This window comes from Hymenobacter bucti, from assembly GCF_042681145.1.
In the GTDB taxonomy this organism is placed as follows: Bacteria; Bacteroidota; Bacteroidia; order Cytophagales; family Hymenobacteraceae; genus Hymenobacter; species Hymenobacter bucti.
Genome location: NZ_JBHUFD010000006.1, coordinates 212,983 through 233,996, shown reverse-complemented (window position 1 = coordinate 233,996; position 21,014 = coordinate 212,983). Strand labels below are relative to the sequence as shown.

The 21,014-nt window shown below is 60.7% G+C and carries 12 protein-coding genes; 1 reads left to right on the top strand and 11 read right to left on the bottom strand.

What is annotated here, in order from left to right; all coding sequences use genetic code 11:
- Positions 1–172: 172 nt before the first annotated feature.
- Entirely contained in the window at positions 173–628 is a 456-nt protein-coding gene (locus ACFSDX_RS17345) for a hypothetical protein (protein ID WP_382315808.1), read from the top strand.
- Here the strand turns inward: ACFSDX_RS17345 and ACFSDX_RS17340 are convergent.
- The 11 genes from ACFSDX_RS17340 to ACFSDX_RS17290 all read right to left on the bottom strand — a co-directional run bounded on the left by ACFSDX_RS17340 (position 606) and on the right by ACFSDX_RS17290 (position 20,994).
- Positions 606–2,063: a sensor histidine kinase gene (locus ACFSDX_RS17340; RefSeq protein WP_382315806.1), complete on the bottom strand. Its 1,458-nt coding sequence runs from the start codon at positions 2,061–2,063 to the stop codon at positions 606–608. The two genes, ACFSDX_RS17345 and ACFSDX_RS17340, sit on opposite strands and share 23 nt — an antisense overlap.
- A 151-nt stretch (positions 2,064–2,214) precedes the next feature.
- Positions 2,215–3,126: an MBL fold metallo-hydrolase gene (locus ACFSDX_RS17335; RefSeq protein ID WP_382315804.1), complete on the bottom strand. Its 912-nt coding sequence runs from the start codon at positions 3,124–3,126 to the stop codon at positions 2,215–2,217.
- 178 nt (positions 3,127–3,304) lie between these two features.
- Positions 3,305–4,612 (bottom strand): esterase-like activity of phytase family protein, encoded by a 1,308-nt coding sequence (locus tag ACFSDX_RS17330; protein WP_382315802.1) that lies wholly within the window; start codon positions 4,610–4,612, stop codon positions 3,305–3,307.
- A gap of 209 nt (positions 4,613–4,821) precedes the next feature.
- Positions 4,822–6,174, bottom strand: coding sequence for a sigma-54-dependent transcriptional regulator (locus ACFSDX_RS17325; protein ID WP_382315801.1), 1,353 nt, complete (start codon positions 6,172–6,174; stop codon positions 4,822–4,824).
- A gap of 117 nt (positions 6,175–6,291) precedes the next feature.
- Positions 6,292–7,635: a vanadium-dependent haloperoxidase gene (locus tag ACFSDX_RS17320; RefSeq protein ID WP_382315799.1), complete on the bottom strand. Its 1,344-nt coding sequence runs from the start codon at positions 7,633–7,635 to the stop codon at positions 6,292–6,294.
- 2 nt (positions 7,636–7,637) lie between these two features.
- Positions 7,638–10,901 carry a VCBS repeat-containing protein gene (locus tag ACFSDX_RS17315; protein WP_465262257.1) on the bottom strand — a complete coding sequence of 1,088 codons (3,264 nt, stop codon included), beginning with the start codon at positions 10,899–10,901 and terminating at the stop codon, positions 7,638–7,640.
- Between the two features lie 134 nt (positions 10,902–11,035).
- Positions 11,036–12,133 (bottom strand): glycoside hydrolase family protein, encoded by a 1,098-nt coding sequence (locus ACFSDX_RS17310; RefSeq protein ID WP_382315795.1) that lies wholly within the window; start codon positions 12,131–12,133, stop codon positions 11,036–11,038.
- A 2-nt stretch (positions 12,134–12,135) separates the two neighbouring features.
- Positions 12,136–13,248, bottom strand: coding sequence for a carbohydrate-binding family 9-like protein (locus ACFSDX_RS17305; RefSeq protein ID WP_382315793.1), 1,113 nt, complete (start codon positions 13,246–13,248; stop codon positions 12,136–12,138).
- Between the two features lie 101 nt (positions 13,249–13,349).
- On the bottom strand, positions 13,350–14,942 hold the full coding sequence (locus tag ACFSDX_RS17300; RefSeq protein ID WP_382315791.1) for a SusD/RagB family nutrient-binding outer membrane lipoprotein: 1,593 nt from the start codon (positions 14,940–14,942) through the stop codon (positions 13,350–13,352).
- A 12-nt stretch (positions 14,943–14,954) separates the two neighbouring features.
- Positions 14,955–18,002 carry a SusC/RagA family TonB-linked outer membrane protein gene (locus ACFSDX_RS17295; protein WP_382315789.1) on the bottom strand — a complete coding sequence of 1,016 codons (3,048 nt, stop codon included), beginning with the start codon at positions 18,000–18,002 and terminating at the stop codon, positions 14,955–14,957.
- A gap of 688 nt (positions 18,003–18,690) precedes the next feature.
- On the bottom strand, positions 18,691–20,994 hold the full coding sequence (locus ACFSDX_RS17290; RefSeq protein WP_382315787.1) for a GH92 family glycosyl hydrolase: 2,304 nt from the start codon (positions 20,992–20,994) through the stop codon (positions 18,691–18,693).
- Positions 20,995–21,014 lie beyond the last annotated feature (20 nt).

Sequence of the window (21,014 nt, the reverse complement as noted above, 5' to 3'; positions counted from 1 at the left end):
ACGGTTAAGTCATACGCTACGCCGCACCTTGCGGGCTCCAAAGCGTAGGCCGGCCGCGACGGTGCTATGGTAGCGGCAGCCGCCTAGGGTGCGCGGTACTTCATCTTTGCCTTAGTGCTTATATGTCAAATACTTACTAAAAATTATTCATTGCCCTAATTCCTGGTTTGCCATGTGCGCGCTTTCCATTGCCCTCGTCCAGACTGACTACCTCACCCTTCGCTACCGCCCCGACCTGCACCGGCTGGTGGGCCGCTGGCAGCGCCCGGTGTCGGGGGCCGAGTTTCGGGCGGGCTACCGGGCCATGCTGCGCCTCGCCCGCCAAACCAACTGCCCCTACTGGCAGCTCGACCTGCGTGGCCGCGACACGCTGCCCGACGACGATGGCCGGCGGTGGTTACTCCAGCGGTTTATTCCGGAGCTGGCCAGCCGCCTGCCCGAGCCCGCTTGCCTAGCGTATTTGCTGTCGCCCAGCATGATGCAGGACATGGTGCCCCCCGTCGGCAGCCCGGCCCAGGTGGCGTTTTTCTCCGAAGAAGGCCCGCTCACGACCTGGCTCACGCAGTGCCAGCACCGCAGCCGCGAGGCGCTGGCGCAAGCCGGCTTTAGGCCACCGCCGGCAGCGTAAAGGTGAAGCAGCTGCCCTGGCCGGCCTGGCTTTCGACCCACAGCTGCCCGCCCTGCGCCGTGATAAACTCGCGGCTGATACTCAGCCCCAGCCCCGAGCCGCCGCCCGGCATCCCGGCCGGCCTAGGGCCCCCCGCAAAGCGCTGAAAGATGCGAATGTGATATTCTTTTGGAATGCCAGGGCCCTCGTCTTCCACGCTCAGCTGCACCATTTCGCCCCAGGGCTTAGCCTTGATGGTGAGGTTGGCGCCGTGCGGCGAGTAGCGGATAGCGTTGGATAAGAGGTTGATAAGCACCCAGGTGGTTTTCTCTAGGTCGGCCTGGGCAGCGGGCAGCGGCTCGGCCAGCTGCACGCGTAGGTTGAGGGCCTTGTCGTCGAGCTGGGCCTTGATGGTGTCGGTGGCGTAGCGCACCACCTCGGGCAGCGGAATGGTTTGCAAATTCAGCTTGAGCTCGCCGCCCGCGTCGAGCCGGGCCACCTCGATGAGCTGGCCCACCAGCCCCAGCAGCCGCTGGGTTTCGGCCCGGATGCCGTCGGCAATTTCCTGGCGTTTGGCCGCGTTCAGTCGCTCGTCGCGCAGCAGCATCAGGCTGAGGTTGATGCTGGCGAGCGGCGTTTTGAGCTCGTGCGAAATCGTGGCCAGGAAAGTGGATTTGAGTTGGTCCAGATTCTTGAAATCGGACACGTTGCGCAGGCAAAATACGTGGCCGGCCGCCTCGCTCTTTTTTAACTCCTCATTAAACGCCTCGATGGCCGTAACGGTGAGCTGATAGTGCAGATTCTCGCCGTGCGGCCGCACCAGATACGTCGGCCCTAGGCTGCCATTTTCGGCTGGGTGCGGGGCGTGCAGCGCGGCTAGCCACTCGCGCAGCATATCGCTGTGCTGAGCTACCTGGGCGGCCGGGCGACCAAGGAGCTCCTTGGCGGGCAGCCCCAGCAGCAGGCACGCCACGGGGTTAGTGAGCACAATAATACCTTGCTGGTCAATGAGTAGCAGGCCCTCGTCGAGGCTGCGCACGAGGCTCTCAGTGCGGTTGCGCTGTGTAATGAGCTCGGCCAGGGTGGCGCGGCGCTCGTCTTCGGCCTGCCGCAGCACCCGGTTGACGGCGGCGGCCACGGTGCCCACCTCGTTGTTTTTGGCCACCGCCACGCGCGTGGCGGGGCCGGGGCCGGCCACCCGCTCCACGTCGGCGGTGAGGCGGTGCAGCGGCCGCGTCACGAGGCGCGGCAGCCGCACCATAAGTAAAATCCCCAGCAAAGTGCTGATGCCCAAGAACAAATACACCGCGTGTTGGGCCATGCGGGCATTGGCTTGCTGCACAGTGGGTGCTTCGTACTCAAGCTGGTGCACCGTAAAAATGACGTAGCTGCCCAAGCTCAGCAGCAGGCCCAGCATGATGAAAACGCCGAGGCGAATTTGGGTTTTTAAGGACATGGCTGCGAAGTAACTGTAGCTTGGGCTTTGTAGTCTGAGCGCGAGCGCGGCTCGCATTCACGCTAGCAGATGTCCGCTTACGCAGCATGCGAGCTGCGCTCGTGCTCGGACTACAAAGCCCGAGCTACTATTCGCCCTAGGTGCTACTTCATTACAGCGGCAGCTCCAGGCCCTCGGTGGCTACGTGGAAACCTAGGCGCTGTAGTTCGCGGCGTTCGGGGCTGTCGGGGTTCAGCAGTGGGTTGGTGTGGTTGAAGTGGATAAAGTACACCTTGGCGCGCTCGGCAGCGGGCAGCGCTTGCAGCAGTTTCAGGGTCTCTTCCACGAAGGGGTGCGGCACCTCGGCCATATCGCGGGGGATTTCGCCGTTGCGGTAAAAAGTGGCGTCGATAAGCACGTAATCAGCCTTTTTGATTATCTCCGGCAGGTTAGTAGGCCACTTGCTCCATTTATCGATGTCGGGAATAAAGAGGGCTTTCTTGTGCCGGCCCGTAATCTCGAAGCCGACGGTTTCGGTAAACTCGTCGCGGTGCGGCACTAGAAACGGCCGGACTTTCAGCACCGGATTGAGCGCGATTTCCTGCCCGGCGGCCAGCGGGCGCAGCGCAATGTTTTGCAGCGCCACGAGCTGGCTCCAGGGCGCGTTGGCGGTCAGGAAGCTGGCCATGCGCGGCATGGCGTACACGGGCACCGCGCTCGCGCCGCTGGCTTCGCGCCCTAGGTACATCAGGCCGGTGTAGTGGCCGATGTGCCCGTGGGTGAGGAAGATACCGGTGGGCAGCGTGCCCGGCGTGGAGAGTGCCTCGTTGAGGGCAAATAGCTGGGCCGGCAGGTCGGGCGTAGCTTCGAAAAGGAATTTTTGCCCCGCAGTTTCATCTACTACGCCCAGCGCCACTACTTTTTGCCGCGCCCGCTGCCCCAGTTCCGCGGCGACAAACTCTTGCGTGGCCCCGATTTGCGGGTATCCCGCATCCTGTGCTACACCCAAAATAACGAGCTGCTGAGTCTGGGCTAAAGCCGGTAGGGCCAGGCCCAGCAGGGCGGCGAGCAAGCGGGTTTTCATGGCCGCAAAGAAAGCGGCTGCCTCGCTCCGCATCAGGAAGCTTATACAAAAGCCCCTAAGAGCCAGATAGCTCTTAGGGGTTTTTGCGGCATGTAGCGCGGACTTTTAGTCCGCGAGTGAATGCGTCCTTAGATGCGCGCAAACCACAGTACTCGCGGCCTGAAAGTCCGCGCTACGGTTAGCGCAGCGGGGTCGGTAGCTGCACGAAATAGATACGGTTGACATCGACTTTGCCAGTAGCGGGCAAAATCTTGGGCGCGAAGCCATTGCTGCCGTTGTCGACCACGCCAAAATCATCGTCATTGGAAATGGCCAGCCGGTCGTTGCCGATGAGGGCGATGCCCTCCGCCTTGTCGTGCGGGTACACCGGCGAGATGGCCGAGCCCAGCAGGTCGAGCACCAGCGTTTTAGTTACGGGCACCACGCCGGCCGTGGTTAGGCCAGCCGAGGTTTTCAGCTGCTCCACGGTGAGGCCGTTGTAGAGCTTGCCCGCGGCGGTGTTGCCGGCGTCCGAAATGTCGGTAGCGCCCGCCAGGTCAAACTTATACACGCGCTTGAAGGTAGCCGGCGCCGCAGCATTGCCGCCGTAGAGGCCGTCGCGCTCCAGGGCCAGGAAGGTGGTGTTGGTGATGGCCGCTACCTCGCTGCACCCGGTCAGGCTGGCGTTTTCCATGAGGTAAGCGTACTGCTTAGAGGTGCCGCTGGCGAGGTCAAACGCCACGACCCGCAGCACCACGGAGCCGCTCACGGCCGAGGACGACGGGTTGTACATCGGCGACTGCATCAGCCCGACCAGCGTCTTGCCGTCGGGCGTGAGGGTCAGGCCTTCCATGCCGCGGTTGGGGCGGCGGCGGGCCAGCACCAGCGGCAGCGTGCGCCCGCCCTGGCCCGTGCCAAAGGGGTTGATGCGTTCGAGCTGCTTGCCCGTGGCGTCGAAGTGGGCGATGTGCGGGCCGTACTCGTCGCTAATCCAGAAGGTGCCATCGGGGGCCAGCACCAAGCCTTCCGAGTCGATGCCGTCGGCGCTGGTACCTAGGGCCTGGCCGTTGAGGTCGAGGGCCGTTTCGCCCGTGCTGCCCTGGCCAGCGGGGTTGGGCAGGCCGGTGAGCGGCTGGCCGGCGGCGTTTTTGAGCAGAATGGTTTGCTCCAGCGTCAGCTGCCCGTCCTTAAGCCGAAACTTGCCAATCTGGGGCGTGAAGTCAGCCTTGCCAAACACGATGGAGTTGGCCGCTACGCCTGCCGCGTTTGGCCCGCGGTCGGTTAGCAGGTAGAAAACGGTTGGGTCGTTGGGGTCGGGCGCGATGGACGAGCCGAAGCCCCCGTTGTAGAGCACCGTGCCGTTGGGAGCGGTCGAGAGCACCTTGGGGTTGCTAGCCTCGGCGTAGGCGGGGTAGGTGATGGCGGCCGTTACGTCGTTGTCTTTGTTGCAGCTGGCTAGAGAGACGCTGCCAAAAAGGAGAGCTAGCGAGAGGTATTTATTTTGCATCCTGCGGAGGGAATTTTGGAATATCTCGCAAAATTCCGGGGGCAGTGTTTCCTGAGTGTTGCCGTTAAGCTACGCTTTTGGGTGCAGTAGTGTGGACTTTGTAGTCCGAGCGCAAGCGTAGCTCGCATCTACGCTGATAGGCGTTTGCTTACGCGGGATGTTCGCTCCGCTCACGCTCGGACTCGCAGAGTCCAAGCTACAGGCTGAATCTACTCTACCCCGTACTCCTGCAGCTTGCGGTACAGCGTCGTGAGCCCGATACCTAAGCGCTTGGCTACCTCCGGCTTGTTTCCCAGCAGCTCACCCATTAGCCGCTGAATGTGCCGCGCCTCCAGTCCGCGCAGGCTCTCGTCATCGGCGGCCGGGCGGGCGGCCGCGCCGTGAAACTCGTCGGGCAGGTAGGCCGGGGCCAGCGGCTCGCCGGCCGGCGCCAGGATGGCGGCGCGCTCCAGCACGTTTTTGAGCTCGCGCACATTGCCGGGCCAGGGGTAGCGCTGCAATAAGTCCAGCGTTTCGGGCTCGAAGCCGGGCAGGCGCTTAGCCAGCCGGGCGGCAAAGTGCTGCAAGAAAAACGCGGCCAGCAGCGGCACGTCGGTACGGCGGTCGCTGAGCGGCGGCACCACAATGGTGAACACCGAGAGCCGGTAGTACAAGTCGGGCCGGAAGTTGCCCTGCGCGGCTTCCTGCTTGAGGTTGCGGTTAGTGGCGGCCACCAGCCGCACATCGACCTTGGTAGGCTTGGTGTCGCCGAGCTTGGTGAACTGCTGCAGCTCCAGCACCCGCAGAAACTTGGCCTGCACGTTTAGCTCCAGCTCGCCGATTTCATCCAGAAATAGCGTGCCGCCATTGGCTTCTTCCAATAGACCTTTTTTATCAGAAAGCGCGCCCGTGAAAGCGCCTTTTTTGTAGCCAAAAAGCTCGCTTTCCAGCAGGTCTTTGGGGAAGGCCGAGCAGTTGACGGCCACGAAGGGCTTGCTTTTGCGCCCGCTGGCCTGGTGCAGCGCTTGGGCAAATAGCTCCTTGCCCGCGCCGGTGGGGCCTTCGAGCAGCACGGTACTGTCGGTGGGGGCCACCTGGCGGGCCAGGGCCTGGGCGCGGCGCAGGGCCGGCGCCTCACCTATCATGCTCTCAAAGGTGTGCTGGCCCTGATTCATGCGCTTTTCGAGCTCGGCCACGCGGCGGCGCAGGCGGGCTTTTTCGGCGGCGCGCTCCACCACCACTACCAGCTGCTGCTCAAAATCGCCCTTGGTGAGGTAGTCAAACGCACCCTGCTTCATGGCCCGCACTCCGTCGGGGATGGTGCCGAAGGCCGTGAGCAGCACCACCTCGGCCTCGGGCGCCAGCGCCTTGAAGCGGGGCAATAGGTCCACGCCGTGGGCATCGGGCAGCTTCACGTCGCTCAGCACCACTAGCACTTCGGCCGCGTGCTGGCCCAGCAGCGCTAGGCCCCGGTAGGCATCGGGGGCTTGCAGCACGGTGTAGCCTTCCAGCTCCAGCACCTGGGCCAAGAGCTGGCGCAGGCGCGCTTCGTCGTCGATGAGGAGTAAGGTTCCGGTGGGCATAAGTAAAGTAGCTAGTGCGGCTGCAAAGAACGGCAGGCAACTACTGCTTACGGGAGCCCTTAGGCCTTCGTGCTAAATCACCAAGCTCTGCGAATGCGCTGTCCTGACGGGCGGATATTACTTATTGACGCTAAGCGACTTGCTTGCTGCCTTCTGCAAGGCGGACACGATGTAGCGGCCTATGCGCTGCCCCTGGGCGTTGCCGTTGGTGCAGCTTTCCCGGTAGTGAATGCCGCCGTAGTAGCGCGAGATGGAGGCCTCAGCGGCCGCCTGCCGGAAGGACGTAAACGACCGCTTGCCGCTGCCGAAAGGGATTTCGGTATCGTCGACGTAGGCAATTTTATCGCCCAGCAGGTAGCTTAGCACCTCGGCCGAGGCGCTGGACACCACGGCGTGGCCGCTGGTGTATTCGGGGAAGGGCGGCGTCTGCAGCGCGGGCTGCCACTTCACGTCCAGGTACCGGTTGATGTAGGTTTCGGGCCGGATGCGGTTGCTTGTATACTTGGCCTCCCAGGTGCTGATGAAGGCATCCATGAGGGTCGTGCCTTCGGCGAAAAGCACGTAGATGGTTTTATCAAACCCAACTTTCTGCTGCCTGGCTACCAGGGCGGCAATGTTCATCCAGTGTCCGCCGGGGCTGATTTTTTTGAAGCCAATGGACATGTGACCCGACGTGTTGACGGCAAACGGGTTGCAATCCCAAAACTGGGTTACCTCCAGCTGCTCGGGCGTTAGGTGCTTCGACACCTTGTACACCGCCAGCACCTCGTGGTAAAAGGCCGAGGTCGTGTCCTTGCTGAAGGGGTAGGGCGCCACCGGCCGAAACGCGCTGGCCGAATCGATAACCAGCGGGCGAATGGTTTTCCAGTTGGGCTCCACGGCATCCAGGTAGGCGGGCGGCGTGGGGTACCAGCTGCCCTCGGTTTTTACCGGAGTGTAGCGCTTGAGGGCGCTTAGCTGCCCGTAGTGGTCACCTTTCGAGAACTTTACCACGGCAGCGGCGGCCAGCTTGCCCACCTTCACCGACTGGCTCAGCACGGCGGGCTTCACGCCTTGCTTGGTCATTACCTGCAAAAAACTCTGCTCTTCCTCACCCAGGGTTTCGCCGGAGGGCAGCAGCAGGCGAGCCGTTTCCAGCATGCTATAGTAGGCGGCTATCTGGTAGTCGTAGGCCGCTTTCACGGTGTCGAGGCGCAAGTCGGCGGTAAAGGATTTTATCAAGCGCTGCGGGGCCGGCAAGCTCGTGGTGCGCGCCGCCACAATGCTGTACGACGCCAGCGTGGTATAGGCGTAGTAGCGCGCTGCCACGGGAGGAGCGATAACGTCGTGCACCATCACCATATTAATGATGTTCAACGCCTTGCCAGGGTCGAGCTGCCCGGCCAGGCGTGGGCCGTGGGCCTGTAACTGGCTGCCCGTTAGCGCGGCTACGGCCGCAAATACCAGACTAATCTTACGCATCACTATTCTTTGTAAAATTGTACGGGGCCGTTGCTCACGCCCACCATCAGATAGGGCTGCTTATTGACCTTGATTTCGCTCACCGATTTCACGTCGCCGAGCACGCAGAGGCCCGCGGCTGGCTGCTTCACGTAGCTAAAATGACCTTTGCCATCGCCTTGCAGCAGGCAGCCGTAGTTGGCATCGAGGCTGCCGATTTTGAGGCGGTTGTCGGTGTGGTTGCCGAGCAGCAGCAGGTCGGGTTTGCCGTCGTGGTTGTAGTCGCCGCTCGTAATCTGGCTGACGGCTGAAAACTGGGCCTCCACGGGCAGCTCGGTCGGCGTGAACTTGCCCTTGTTGTTGAGAAACAACATGGTGCGCAACTCCGTAGCTTCGAGTTTGCCGGCCTTGGCGAGGTCTTCGCTGCTGAAAATATCGCTCATGCCCGCGTCGGCGTAGGCCTTGTACGAAGTGAAGCGGCGGCGCATGGGGTATATCACGTCGTTCAACTCGTCGCGGCTCACATAGGGGTAGCTCTTACCATCCACGTAGAAGTTGAGGAAGGGGTCGATGGAGCCATTGTTGTCAAAATCAGCGTAGTACAGGGTGGCGGGTTCCTGCGCAGTGGCCCGCAGCGGGCTATTCAGCCCTAGGTTGCCGGCCACTAGGTCGGGCTGGCCGTCGGCGTTGACATCGGCCACGTGCAGGCTAAACCAGAACCCGGCCTGGGGCGCGGCGAAGTACTCGTTGGTTTGGTTTTTGAAGCCTTGGGCGGTGTTTACCCAGACGGTTATCGGCATCATTTCGCCGCACAGCACGAGGTCCTTGCGGCCGTCCTTGTTCAGGTCCACCCACTGGGCATCAGTCACCATGCCGGCCTGGGCAAAGGGCACGGTAGCGGCGGTGAAGTGACCCTTGCCGTCATTGAGCAGCAGGTAGCTGGTGGGAGGGAGGGGGTAGCGGCCCGGTATCACGCGGCCGCCCACAAACAGGTCCATGTCGCCGTCGTTGTCGGCGTCGGCGGCGCGCACGCAGCTTTTGCTGCTGGCCGTGAGCGGCGGCAGCCCGGTGGCCGACAGGGCCAGGTGACCTTTGCCGTCGTTGAGGTACAGCTCATCCTGCAAGTCCTCCTGCCCGGCTTCGTAGAGCGCGTAGCCGCCCTTGGCCACGTACAAGTCGGGGAAGCCGTCGCCGTTCGCATCCAGGAAAGTGGCAGCGGCCACCGTGCCGGCCGCGCGGTCGGCGGGGCGCCCTAGGGGCGCTTCCACGAACTTGGCGCCCGGCTGCTGCAGGTACAGCTTGCCCATTTCGTCTTTGCCGCCGCTCACGAACAGGTCGTCCAGCCCGTCCTTATTTACGTCCGCCTTTGCCATCACGGGCGCGGTTTTGGAGTACATGAATACCATGAGTAGCTGGCGCTTAAAGTCGTTCAGCGTCACTTCCTCCGGCTTGAAGTCGAATAGGGGAGCAGCGGGCTTGAACACCATTTTCGCGGCCACCGCGGCCGGGGCCATCGGCTTGTCCTTAGGCTGGCCGCTGAGCTGGAGCAGTTGGTTGGCCTTGACATTGGTAAGCAGCTGCGTTGTCTGGTTGGGCCAAATGACCCGCACCGAATCGGCGCGCTGGTTGGTACCCAGGCCAAAATTCAGCACCGTTGACACGCACGACAAGTATCCCCGGTTGGGATTCAATTCCTGGTATTGCACCAGGCCGGGCGCGTACACGTACACCTTGGCGCCCACCGCCTGGCTGTTCTTGTCGGTGCCCTTTAGCTTCAGCGCCAGGTAGGCCGTGTGGTGCACGTCGGTGCTGTGATTTTGGTAGATACCGGCCGGCTGGTTGATGGTATTGACGACCAAATCCAGGTCGCCGTCGTTGTCGAGGTCGGCGTACACGGCGCCGTTCGACATGTTGGTTTGGTTCAGGCCCCACTCTGCCTGCTTGTTGCTGAACGTCAGGTTGTGCTCGTTCTTAAAGATGTAGTCGGGCACCGAGGTCGAGGGCATGGCGGTCACCAAATCCATCAGCTGGAATGGCTCCTTAGCCATTGCCTTTTTGATTTTGTAATCGCCCCAGTAGCGCAGAAAATCCTTGTTGGTGTAGTCGCGCAGGTAGCCGTTGCTGATGTAAATATCCTTGTAGCCGTCGTTGTCGAAGTCAGCAATCAGCGGGCACCAGCTCCAGTCGGTTTTCGACACGCCGGCCAGCTGCCCCACCTCGCTAAACGTGCCGTCGCCGTTGTTGAGGTGCAGCATGTTGCGCATGTACTGCGGGTACAAATCCTGCTGGCGCAGCAATTCAAACGTCTCGTAATTCTCCTGCAACTGCAGCGATTTTTGGCGGTGGTTGTCCGCCGGCAGCATATCCAAGGTGAAGATATCGGGCTGCGCATCGTTGTTAAAATCAGCGATATCCACGCCCATCGAAAAGTGCGAGTGGTGCCGCAGCACCTGCTTGGAATGGTCGGTGAACGTGCCGTTTTTATTATTCAAATACAGGTAATCGGGCTCGTTGTAGTCATTGGTCACGTAGATGTCCTGCCAGCCATCCTTGTTGATGTCGGCCACGGCGATGCCCAGGCCAAATGTTAGCGGGCTTTGGATGATACCGGCGGCTTTGGAAACGTCGGTGAAGTGCCCGTTGTCGTTCTTAAACAGCTTGTTGCCGGCCAGCGCGTCCACCTCGTTTTTGTGGCTGGCAAACTCCATGTTGTCAATCTTTTTGATGTTGTGATTGAGCAAAAACATGTCAAGGTCGCCGTCATTGTCATAGTCGAAAAAGGCGGTTTGGGTGCTGTAGCCGGGGTCATCGAGGCCGTAGCTGCTAGCTTTTTCCTCAAACTTACTGTTGCCTAGGTTGATGAACAGCTGGTTGCGGCGCACATCTTCCGCCTTCTTGCCCGAGTAGCAGACGTAGATGTCCAGTAGGCCGTCGCCGTTGACATCGGCCATCGTTACGCCGGTTTTCCAGCCATCTTTGCGCCCGCCCAGGCCTGGCGCCGCTTGGTCGGTAATGTCCTTGAATTTAAAGCCGCCTAGGTTGACATACAGCCGGTTGGAGCGCATGTTGCCCGTGAAGAACAGGTCGGCCAGGCCGTCGTTGTTGATATCACCGACGGCTACGCCGCCGCCGTTGTAGAAGTACTCGTAGGACAGGATATTCAGCGCTTCAGTTTCGCTAACGGCATTGTTGAAACTGATGCCCGTTTCCTGCGCGCTCAGCAAGCTAAACAGCGGCTGCTGCGCCCGGCTGCCTAAGGCCAGCCCTAGGAAAGCGAGCGTAAGCAAAAAACGGCAACTGACTACGAAACAGCGAGTTCGCATGAATATAATAGGACTAAAAGCACTCAAAAGGTAAAAAAACCGAGCCCGGGCATGGGTTTGCTGGTTAAAAGATACAACCCGCGAAGCTGAACCGCAGCCTATTTTAACTGGCTGGTTTTGGCCGACGCCGTTTTGAGCGCCAGCAGCGCGCCGTCCGATACATTGCCGAATAGCGACACGCCCGCCGCGCCGTGGCTGAGGGCGTTTTCGATGCCCTGCTGCACTTCAGCGTCGTTCTTAAAATCTGGTAAGTACAGGCCCGCGTAGAGTGGGAATTTGCCGTTCAGCGCCGTCACGCCTTCCTTCACGGCCTGGCCAATCCAGGTGATGTTTTCCTTATAGAAGCCGTGGTAAATCATGGGGCACACGGCGCTGATGTTCCAGTTTACCCAGTCCTGCTTCACGTTGCGGTGGGCAATGTCGGGGGTCGGAAAAACGGCGGCCGTGATGGGCTTGCGGTACTGCTTGGCCACGGCAGTGAGGCGCCGCACCACCTCGTTCACGCGCTGGTAGCGGAAGGCCCGCCACGACGGGCTGGCCTCTGGGTACTGCACCGTGTCGATGTCGGTGCCGTACTCGGCTTTGTAGGCCGCTTTGCACACCGAGCAGTAGCAGAAGTCGTACTCCGGCAGCTCACTAGTTTGCACAATCTTGTAGTTGGCCCACAGGTTCACGGGCAAAATTACGTCGCAAAACCGCACGTAATCAAGATGAATGCCGTCGATGTAATCCTTCTTGAGGGCGGCGGCGTAGTCCTGCTCCAGGTACTGCTTCACCTCCTCGCGCGAGGGGCACAGCCAGCGGTAATAATCGACGTAGGGCGGGTGCGTAGCGCACGATTCGCCTTTGCGGCTCACGGCGTACCACTCGGGGTGGTCCGCCAGCAAGGTTTTTTCGCCGCGGTTCATGGTCCAAATCCAGCGGTGGGCTTCTAGTTTCTGGGCCTTGGCGGCGCGGAAATGCCGCTCGCTATCGGCCTCGAAGAAGATGCCGCGCACGCCGGCTTCGTAGTATTTGCGGTAGCGCTCGGCGAGCTGCGCGGCGGTGTCTTTCTGGTCGGGGTTGGTCCAGACCCAGTGCTTCCAGCCGGCCTTGGGCGCGGCGGTGGGCAGGGCGGCTTGGGCGGCGCCCGGTAGCAGCGGGGCACCTAGGCCCAGCATAGCGCTGGTTTGAATGAATTTGCGGCGGCTCGTCATGGCTATAGGGTTTCGATTAGGCCTTCGTCGTTGATGCGGATGGCAGCGCTGCCGGCCGCCGTAATGGTGGCGGTAAACTGGTAGGGCGTGGCCGCCAGTTGCAGCTGATTGGCTTGCTTGCCAACCGTTGCCTGGGGGGTGATTTTCAGCTCGGTCAGGGTGCTGGCATACTTGCCCGTCCTTTTCCGGAATTCCTGCTGGCGGTAGTACACCAGCCACAGGTACTGCTTGCGCAGCTCGGCCGGCGGCATTTGCCAGGTGGTGTTGGCCTGGCGCGTAAACTGCAAGTAGCCCCAGCGCTCGGGGTAGTGCATGTTGATGACGCCCTGCGGCGACCACACCCAGTTGTGTTCGGGCAGGTCCTTGCCGCTGGCATCCTGCACCTTCGGGTTTTTAGTGCCCGCTACCCGCGTGTCCCATTCCACCCGCGAAAAGTTGATGCGCCAGAGCGCGCCCTCAGCGGGCGGCTGCCACGGGAAGCCCATGCGCAGCGTTTTTAGCGGAATGGCCATTTCCACGGTCCAACTCTTATCCTGGTCCTGGGGCTGGTTGAGCGTGCCATCGATAGCCACGCCCGAGCGCAGCCCGGCCGCATCCCAGCTGATGAGGGCGTCACCCTTGTCGCGGTAGGGCTTGGGCAGGTAGAGGTCAAAAATCTTATTAATCGTGTTGACCTCAACCTCGAAATACTGGTGGGCGTTGTTGTCGGGGTCGATGAAGACTTCGAAGTCGTTGTCCTTATAGATAATATCGTCGTGGTGCGTCTGGGTGGCCCAGATTTGGGGCTCCTGCAAGGTGGCCGCGATGAACAGCGTCGAGTCGTTCCAGAGCATTTTTACCCGCGTCTGGAACGTAGGCAGCGGCTTCTTGGCGCCCTCAATATCGACGAAGTCAGTGGTCCAGGCGGCTTTTTGCCAGTCGCTTTCTTGCAGGTTGCCGTCCAGCGTCAGGGGCTGGTTGGTGTGCTGCACCACGTAGCCCTTGGGCGGCGTAAAGAGCTCCTCCAGCCCCTTGAACGGTGCTTGGGCACGCGCGGGCGCGGCGAGTCCTAGGGCGAGTATCAGCGGTGAGAGAACGGTAAGCGGTAAGCGAAAAGATGTGCGCGAAGTCTGCATGTACCCGGTATTTACTGGTTGGCCAGCGGCTAAAAAAAGAGAGGCTTTACCCCAGGTTTGCCCAGCGTAAAGCCTCTCGTATTACTCGAGTGCGTCAGGAATTATTTATCCCACCACACGCGCGAGGTCAGCAAATCGCCGCCGGTGAGGCTGGCCACGCCCGCGGCATAGCCGGCCGGGTTGTTGGAGATTTCCGTGGCTGGGTAGGGGAAGCGGCGCGGAATGGTGGCGTTGGTCACGTTGCCGGGGTAGTTCACAGGCACCAGCTCGGGGTAGCCCGAGCGGCGCCAGTTGTTCCAGCCCTCAATGAAGTTGAAGGTCGTGCACGCCTCCAGCCAGTACTGCTCGTTGATTTGCTTGAGCGGGTTGGTAGCCCCTAGGGGGTTGGCCAGCACATAAGCATCAATGGTGCCTTGGGTGATAGTGGCCGCCGAGTTTATCTGCGACAGCGACAGCATGGCCCCACGCACGCCGTTGGCGTAGTGCACGGCGGCGGTAGCGCCCACGCTCCAGCCGCGGTTGGCGGCTTCGGCCAGCAGCAGCTCGGTTTCGGCGTAGGTCAGTAGGAAGTTGGGCGCGGCCCGCTGAATGTACACGGCCAGGCGGGGCCGCGAGTAGTTGCCGAGCGGAGCCGCGTCGGCGCCGGTTCCCGTGGCGCCGGGGTAGTCGGTGCGCTTGCGAATGTCAAAGGCGCCGCCCGTCAGGTCGAAGCCGTTGGGCAGGCCGCGCTGCAAGGCCGGCGTGTTGTCGCCCACCAGCGCCTGGTTGGCGTTGTTGGTGGCGCCTGCCGCCGGAACCTCTGCAATGGCACCTAGGCGCGGGTCGCTGGTGGTGCGCAGGTAGTCAATCAGGGTCTTGCTCCACTTCACTTCCCGGAAGTCGTCGGTTGTGAGTAGCGCGTTGGTCGTGGCATTCTGGGTGTCGCCGAAGGCGATATCACCCCGCACCAGCGCATTGTCAGTGTAGTTGGCCATAGTGCCGGCCGCAGCGGCTTTCTCGGCGTAGGTGCGAGCCAGGGTGGGGTTCACCTTGGTCATGCGCATTGCCACGCGCACCATCAGCGAGTAAGCAAGCTTTCTCCACTGGGCCACGTTGCCTGCGTACACTAGGTCGCCCGAGGCGGTGGGCGCCGTGGTGCTGAGGCTAGCGATGGCCGCATCCAGCTGCGTCAGCAGGGCCGGGTAAATGTCCTGCTGCTTGTCGTACTGGGGCGTGGTGATGCCCGACCCTGCCTGCAAAGCCTGCGAGTACGGAATGTCGCCGTAGGCATCGGTGATGCGCTGGAATATCATGACTTTCATGATATTGCTGATGGCAATCACGTTGGCGTAGCGGGTTGCGCTCTGGGTGTTGGCCACATCAATAGCCTGCTGCAAGCGGGTCAGCGACGAGTAGCCCTGGCCAAAAATGAGGCCTTGGTAGCCGACGAAGCCACCAGAATTGATATACTTATCGCCGTTGCCGTAGTAGTTGAAGGTGCTGGCCAGCCCCTGAATCGACGTGGCGGGGTAGAGCAGCTGCGCATACCCGGCGTTGGCGAAGTTCAGCTGCGCATCGGTCAGCAGGTAGTTGGGGTTGAGGTTGGCCGCCGAGGCCGCGTTGGGGTTGGTATTTATCTGGTCGAGGTATTGCTCCGAACAGGAAGTGCCAAACAAGACGGTCGTTAAGGCCGCGCAGATAATAGTCTTTCTCATCGCACTTATAGCTTACTTGAATTTAACATTGAGGGTGGCGCCATACGTGCGGGCGAAGGGCAGCGAGCCGCCTTCTACCCCGGCATAAGAAACCAAGGGCGAGATGGTGTTCTCCGGGTCGATGTTGTCGGTGCGCTTCATGATGGTGAACAGGTTGCGCCCCACCAGCGACAAGGTGATGGCCTGGAACGGCGTGCGCGCCAGGAAAGCTTGGTTGAAGGTGTAGCCGAAGGTGAGCTGACGGAACTTGATGAAGCTGCCGTCGAGTACCGACAGGGCCGACACGTTGGTAGCCAGCTTGGGGTAGTACTCGTAGGCGGGTACCACGATGTCGTTGACCTGGCCGTTTTCTTTCACGCCCACGGCCGTTACGCCGGTTTCGCGGCCCGCCAGCGTAGCCTGGTTGAGGCCACGGTTGTAGGAGTAATATTCGGTAGCCGACAGAATCTTGTTGTTGAAGCGGTAGTCAATCAGGGCCGACAGGCTAAAGTTCTTGAAGGTGAAATCGTTGTTCCAGCCGCCGTACAGGTTGGCAATGCCCGAGCCCATAGGCTTGAGGTCGCCGCGCAGCGGCACGCCATCAGCGCCCACAATCACGTTGCCGCTAGCATCGCGCTTGAAGTCGTAGGCCCGAATCTGCGAGATGGCCAAGCCCTTCACGATGCCGATGTTGGCGTTCATGGGGCGGTAGGTGCCGGTTTGCAGTGGGTTGTTGCTACCACCGTCGATGTCCAGTACTTCGTTGTGCAGCTTAGTGAAGTTGAAGGTCGAGCTCCAGGTAAAGGCGCCGCGCTTGATGGGCACCACGGTCAGGGCCAGTTCAACGCCGCGGTTCAAGGTCGAGCCTAGGTTCACGGTAGCTCCATCGTAGCCCGAGGCAATCGAGAGCGCCGCGCCGACAATCTCACCGGTGGTTTTGCGGTCGAAGTACGCTACGTCCAGGCCAATGCGGCCGTTGAGGAATTTCAGCTCCGTGCCGATTTCAAACTCCCGCAGGTTATAGGGCCGCAGGTTGGCGTTGGGCAGCGTAGAGCTGGTAGAAGCCCGCGGCACACCATTGATGGGGTTGCCGATGTTGAAGTACGGGGCGGTCAGGTAGGGGTTAGCAGCCTCGCCGCTAGTTTTGGCATACGAAGCGCGCAGCTTGCCGTAGCTCAGAGCCGGCGAGTCAATTAGGTCCGAGAAGATGAAGCTACCGGCCACCGAAGGCGTGAAAATGCTGCGGTTGTTGGTGGGCAGCGTCGAGAAGCGGTCGTAGCGGCCCGTGGTGCTCAGGGTCAGGAACTTATATGTGAAGTCGGCGGTGTAGTACACCGAAGGCGTAATCAGCTCCGAGAACTGGTACTCGAGGTTGCGGGTACGCAGGTTGGTGGGCGTGTACAGGTAGGGCACGATGAAGTTGCCACCGTACAAGCGGCTGCTCTCGAACTTGTTGCGGCGATAGTTGGCCCCGATGCTGGCGCTGATGGAGAAATCCTGGTTCAGGTTCTTGCTGAACGACAGCAGTGCGTCGGAGTTCATTTCGAGGCGGCTGCCCAGGGTCAGGTTGTCGAGGGCACCCTCACCGGCGTTTGAGTACAGCGTGCCGTAGGGCGTCACGCTAAAGCGGCGGTCGCTGGAGTAGTCGTAGCCCAGGCGAGCCTGAAAAGAAAGGTAGTCGGTGAAGGCGTAGCGGCCCGAGAGCGACGTGATAAGGCGCTTGCGCGACAAGTCGTTGCGGTATTGGTTCACCACAAACCACGGGTTGGTGGCATAGCTATCCGCGTTCCAGGCCGTTTCTAGGCCGTTGTTGTTCACGTCGTAGCCGGGGTTCAGGGTGGCCTGGTCGATGTTGGGCGCCAAAAACAGGATGTTGTTGGCGTTCAAGGGCGAATCGCTCAGGCTCGGCCGGTTCTGGTCGTTCTGGTCGGTGTAGCTGGCCGTTAGGTTAAAGCTCAGCTTCTTGGTCAGGTCGTACGACGTGTTGAAGTTGACCGTGCGGCGCGTCAGGCCGCTGTTGCGCAGGATAGACTTGTTGTCGAGGTTCGACAGCGACAGGCGGTAGGTGCCTTTTTCGCCGCCGCCCGAGATGGCCACCGTGTTGGTCCAGGAAGGCGCCGTGCGGTAGAAGTTGTTGATGTTGCCGTTCACCTTCGAGTAGGCGTGCTGCTGGCCATCGATGCCGATGGTCTGCGCGCCGTCGAGGCGCTGGCCCCAGGCCGTGTTGCCCGATACGATGGCCGAAGCCTTGTCGGTGGGGCGCAGGTTCTGGCTACCCTGGCCGTACTGGTCCTGGAAGTTGGTATTGTCAACCGCCCGGTCAATCTGGAAGTTGGTGTTGTACTCAATCGTGGTTTTGGTGCGCGAGCCGCTCTTGGTCGTAATCTGAATTACGCCGTTGGCCGCCCGGGCGCCGTACAGGGCCGAGGCGGTCGAACCCTTCAGCACCGTCACATTCTCAATGTCATCGGGGTTGATGTTGCTGATACCGTCGCCTAGGTCGGCGCCGCCCCACTCGCCGGCGCTACCGCGCACCGTGTTGTCCATTGGTACCCCGTTGATAACAATCAGGGGCGAGGAAGTGCCCGAGAAGGACGTAACGCCCCGGATGTTGAGGCGCACCGCCGAGCCGGGGCCGCCGCTGGAGCCCGCTACGTTGAGGCCGGCCACGCGGCCTTGCAGCGAGTTGGCCACGTTGGTTTCGCGGGCCACGTTGAGCAGGCCGCCGTCCACTTTAGTTACGGCGTAGCCGATTTTGCGCTCGTCCTTTTTAATACCTAGGGCGGTCACGACCACCTCGCCAATCTCCTTGCTGTCAACCGCCATAATGAGGTTGATGGAGGAGCGGCCCTTCACGGCCACGGTCTGGCTCACGTAGCCCACGTAGGAAAACACCAGCGTAGCATCGCCGGGCACGTTCACGGCGTAGTTGCCGTCCACATCCGACGTGGTGCCCTGGGTGGTACCGCTCACCAGGATGCTCACCCCGATAAGGGGCTCGTTGTTGGTGCTGGTAATCTTACCAGACACCTTGCTGGCTTGGGCATAGGCATAGCCTTGACACAGCAGCAAGAGTAGCACAAGTAACTGTATGGTTCTTCTCATGGCAAGTGGGGTAAAGTGGATTAATTGTAAAGGGGAGTGAAAAACGTGTGAGATGCAGTGGCTTAAAAGCTTGGAAAGCCTTTAGGTAAAAGCTTTAAGCAAGCCTGCAACGCAGGGAAAGCGGCACGAGCCGCAGCCGAACGAAAGCAAGGCAATGAGACCGGAATGATACTTAGAGAAACACAATAGACTCGGGGACCTAATAGCCGGGTGGCACGCGAAAATCAGCTTGATTCTTTACTTCGAAAACTTCTTAGTAAATATGAATTTTTGGAGAATTATTCGGGTGGGAGTAGTTGCTCTCGGACCTGCCTGGCTACCTGCGAACCATCGCATACTCAGCTCGTCTTGCTGGTTGGAATGCGCAGGACTAATGACCTTGTTATCAACCTCTAACTTTATTGAGAAAAGAATTAACGAGGAGGTAACTCAAAAGTAATCACTTGCCTGTGATAAAGCAAATTAATTATTTCATATTCCTGCTTAAATCGGGTAGCGAAGCGCTATTCTTTCTAGGCTTGTCGTGCGGGGTTGATGCGCTCATAACCAAAGCGTTTGCTGCTATCTGGCCTAGGGCAAAGGCCTCCTGAGTTGGCGGTGCGAAGCCCATCGGGAAAGTGGGCGGGCAAACTGGTCGAAATAGGCCGTGCGGAGCATTCTTCACTCAGTTCAGCACCGATTTGGGGCGGTCTTGCGGGGCCACGCCCCAGGTAGGGCTGGGCTGGCTACCCATCTCAAATACCAGCGTGCCGCCTTGCAGTAGGTCTTGGTGCGTAATGTAAGATTTCGAATAAGGCTGGCCATTCCGCACTGCGCGCTGAATGTACTTGTTGGCCGCGCTATTGTTGCGGGCCTCGATGGTCAGGGTTTTGCCGCCGCCCAGCGTCAGGGTAGCTTGGTTAACTGACGGACTACCAAAGATATAAGTACCGTTGGCGGGGTTGAGCGGGTAGAAGCCTAGGGTCGAAAGCACGTGCCAGGCCGACATCTGCCCCACGTCTTCGTTGCCGATGATGCCATCGGGCTTGGTGGTGTAGAAGTTCTCGGTGATGAAGCGGACTTTCTCGGCTGTTTTCCAAGGCTGGCCCACGTAGCTGTAGAGGTAGGTGATGTGGTGGCCCGGCTCGTTGCCGTGCGCGTACATCCCGATGAGGCCCGAGATATCGGGCGAGGCCTCGGCGCCCATGTCGCCCTTCACCGTGAACAGCGAATCGAGCTTCTGGCTAAAGCGCTTTTCGCCCCCTAGGAGGCCGATGAGGCCTTCCACGTCCTGCGGCACCAGCCAGGTGTACTGCCAGGCGTTGCCCTCGGTGAAGTCGCTTTTCATGTGCACCGACGAGAACGGGCTGAACGGTGTGCGCCACTCGGTTTGCGAGACGCGGCCGCGCATGAAGCCTACCTTTTTATCGAAGTAATTCTGGTAGTTCTGGGCGCGCTTGCTGAAGTAGGCGTAGTCGTCGGTTTTGCCCATCTTCTTGGCCATCTGCGCGATGCACCAGTCGTCGATGGCGTATTCCATGCCTTTCGACACGCTTTCGATTTCATTGTTGGCCGGGATGAAGCCTAGGGCTTTCACGTCCTTCAGGCCCCAGTCGTCGCGCATGGCGGTGGCCTTCACGGCCTCGTAGGCGAGGTTGGCGTCGAAGCCTTTGAAGCCCTTGAGGTAGGCATCGACCACCACCGGCACGGCGCTGTAGCCGACCATGCAGTTGGTTTCGTTGGCCATGAGGTGCCACACCGGCAGCTTGCCCTGCTGCTGATAAATAGCCAGCATGGAGCTCACCATGTCATTGACGCGCTTGGGTTGCAACAGCGTAAACAATGGGTGCGCCGCTCGGTACGTATCCCAGAGCGAGAAGGTGGTGAGGTTGGTGAAGCCGGGGTTGGTGTGCACCTTTTTGTCGGTGCCCCAGTAGTCGCCGTTGTGGTCGTTGAAAATCGACGGCGCTACCATGGTGTGGTAGAGCGCCGTGTAGAAGGTTTTCATGCGGGCCGGGTCGGCCTGCACGCGCACTTTTTGCAGCTCTTGGTTCCAGGCCGCATCGGCGGCGGCCACTACCCTAGGGAAGTTCCAGCCCGGAATTTCGGCCCGGATATTAGCCAGCGCATTCGTGGTGCTGACGGGCGAAATGCCCACTTTCAGCTTCACTACTTCACCTTCTTTGGTTGTGAACGTAACCACGCCTTTCAGCCGGTTGCCGGAGGCGGCGGGCGTGGTGTTGCCCAGCGAGTCTGTTACCTGCAAGCTGGTGAACTGCCGGATGGGCTTCGAAAAAACGGCCGCGAAGTACAGGCGCTGGTCCACGGCCCATCCTTTGGAGAAGCGGTAGCCCACCAGCGTGCTGTCGTTGAGCTTTTCGATGTGAGTATCGGTAGCCAAGTCCCAGCCGATGCCCTGCTGCAAGTCGAACACGAGGTGCGCCGCGTCGGACTTCGGGAAAGTGTACTGGTGGAAGCCCACCCGCTCAGTGGCCGTCAGCTCGGCCTTGATGTTGTAGCGCTTGAGGCGCACGCTGTAGTAGCCCGGCCGCACGCGCTCTTCTTTATGCGAAAACAGTGAAATGAAGCCCTTGTCAGGGTTTTTCGGCGTGCCTTTCACCACGCGCACCGCGCCGGTGGTGGGCATCACGGCCACGTCGCCTAGGTCCCCGATGCCGGTGCCACTGAGGTGCGTGTGCGAAAAACCCACAATGGTAGAGTCGGAGTAGTGGTAGCCTGAGCACCAGTCCCAGCCTTCCGACCGGTTAACCGGCCCGAGCTGCACGCCCCCAAACGGCACGTTGGCTCCCAGAAACACGTGGCCGTGAAACCCGGTCCCAATGTAGGGGTCCACGTACTGCGTAAGGCTGGCCGCCGGGGCCGGGCGCAGGGCCTTGCCTGGCGGGGTGCCGGCCGCCGCGGCAAAGCCCGCGAGGCCGCAAGCCAGCGCGGTTGCCGAATAACGAAATTGGAGAGAGCAGAACTTCATAAAACGCACGTAATCAACTG

Coding starts and splice junctions, on each gene's coding strand:
- ACFSDX_RS17330 (WP_382315802.1), bottom strand. CDS start 4,612: ATGCAAAATAAATACCTCTCGCTAGCTCTCCTTTTTGGCAGCGTCTCT.
- ACFSDX_RS17300 (WP_382315791.1), bottom strand. CDS start 14,942: ATGAGAAAGACTATTATCTGCGCGGCCTTAACGACCGTCTTGTTTGGC.
- ACFSDX_RS17335 (WP_382315804.1), bottom strand. CDS start 3,126: ATGAAAACCCGCTTGCTCGCCGCCCTGCTGGGCCTGGCCCTACCGGCT.
- ACFSDX_RS17340 (WP_382315806.1), bottom strand. CDS start 2,063: ATGTCCTTAAAAACCCAAATTCGCCTCGGCGTTTTCATCATGCTGGGC.
- ACFSDX_RS17310 (WP_382315795.1), bottom strand. CDS start 12,133: ATGACGAGCCGCCGCAAATTCATTCAAACCAGCGCTATGCTGGGCCTA.
- ACFSDX_RS17325 (WP_382315801.1), bottom strand. CDS start 6,174: ATGCCCACCGGAACCTTACTCCTCATCGACGACGAAGCGCGCCTGCGC.
- ACFSDX_RS17290 (WP_382315787.1), bottom strand. CDS start 20,994: ATGAAGTTCTGCTCTCTCCAATTTCGTTATTCGGCAACCGCGCTGGCT.
- ACFSDX_RS17305 (WP_382315793.1), bottom strand. CDS start 13,248: ATGCAGACTTCGCGCACATCTTTTCGCTTACCGCTTACCGTTCTCTCA.
- ACFSDX_RS17345 (WP_382315808.1), top strand. CDS start 173: ATGTGCGCGCTTTCCATTGCCCTCGTCCAGACTGACTACCTCACCCTT.
- ACFSDX_RS17320 (WP_382315799.1), bottom strand. CDS start 7,635: ATGCGTAAGATTAGTCTGGTATTTGCGGCCGTAGCCGCGCTAACGGGC.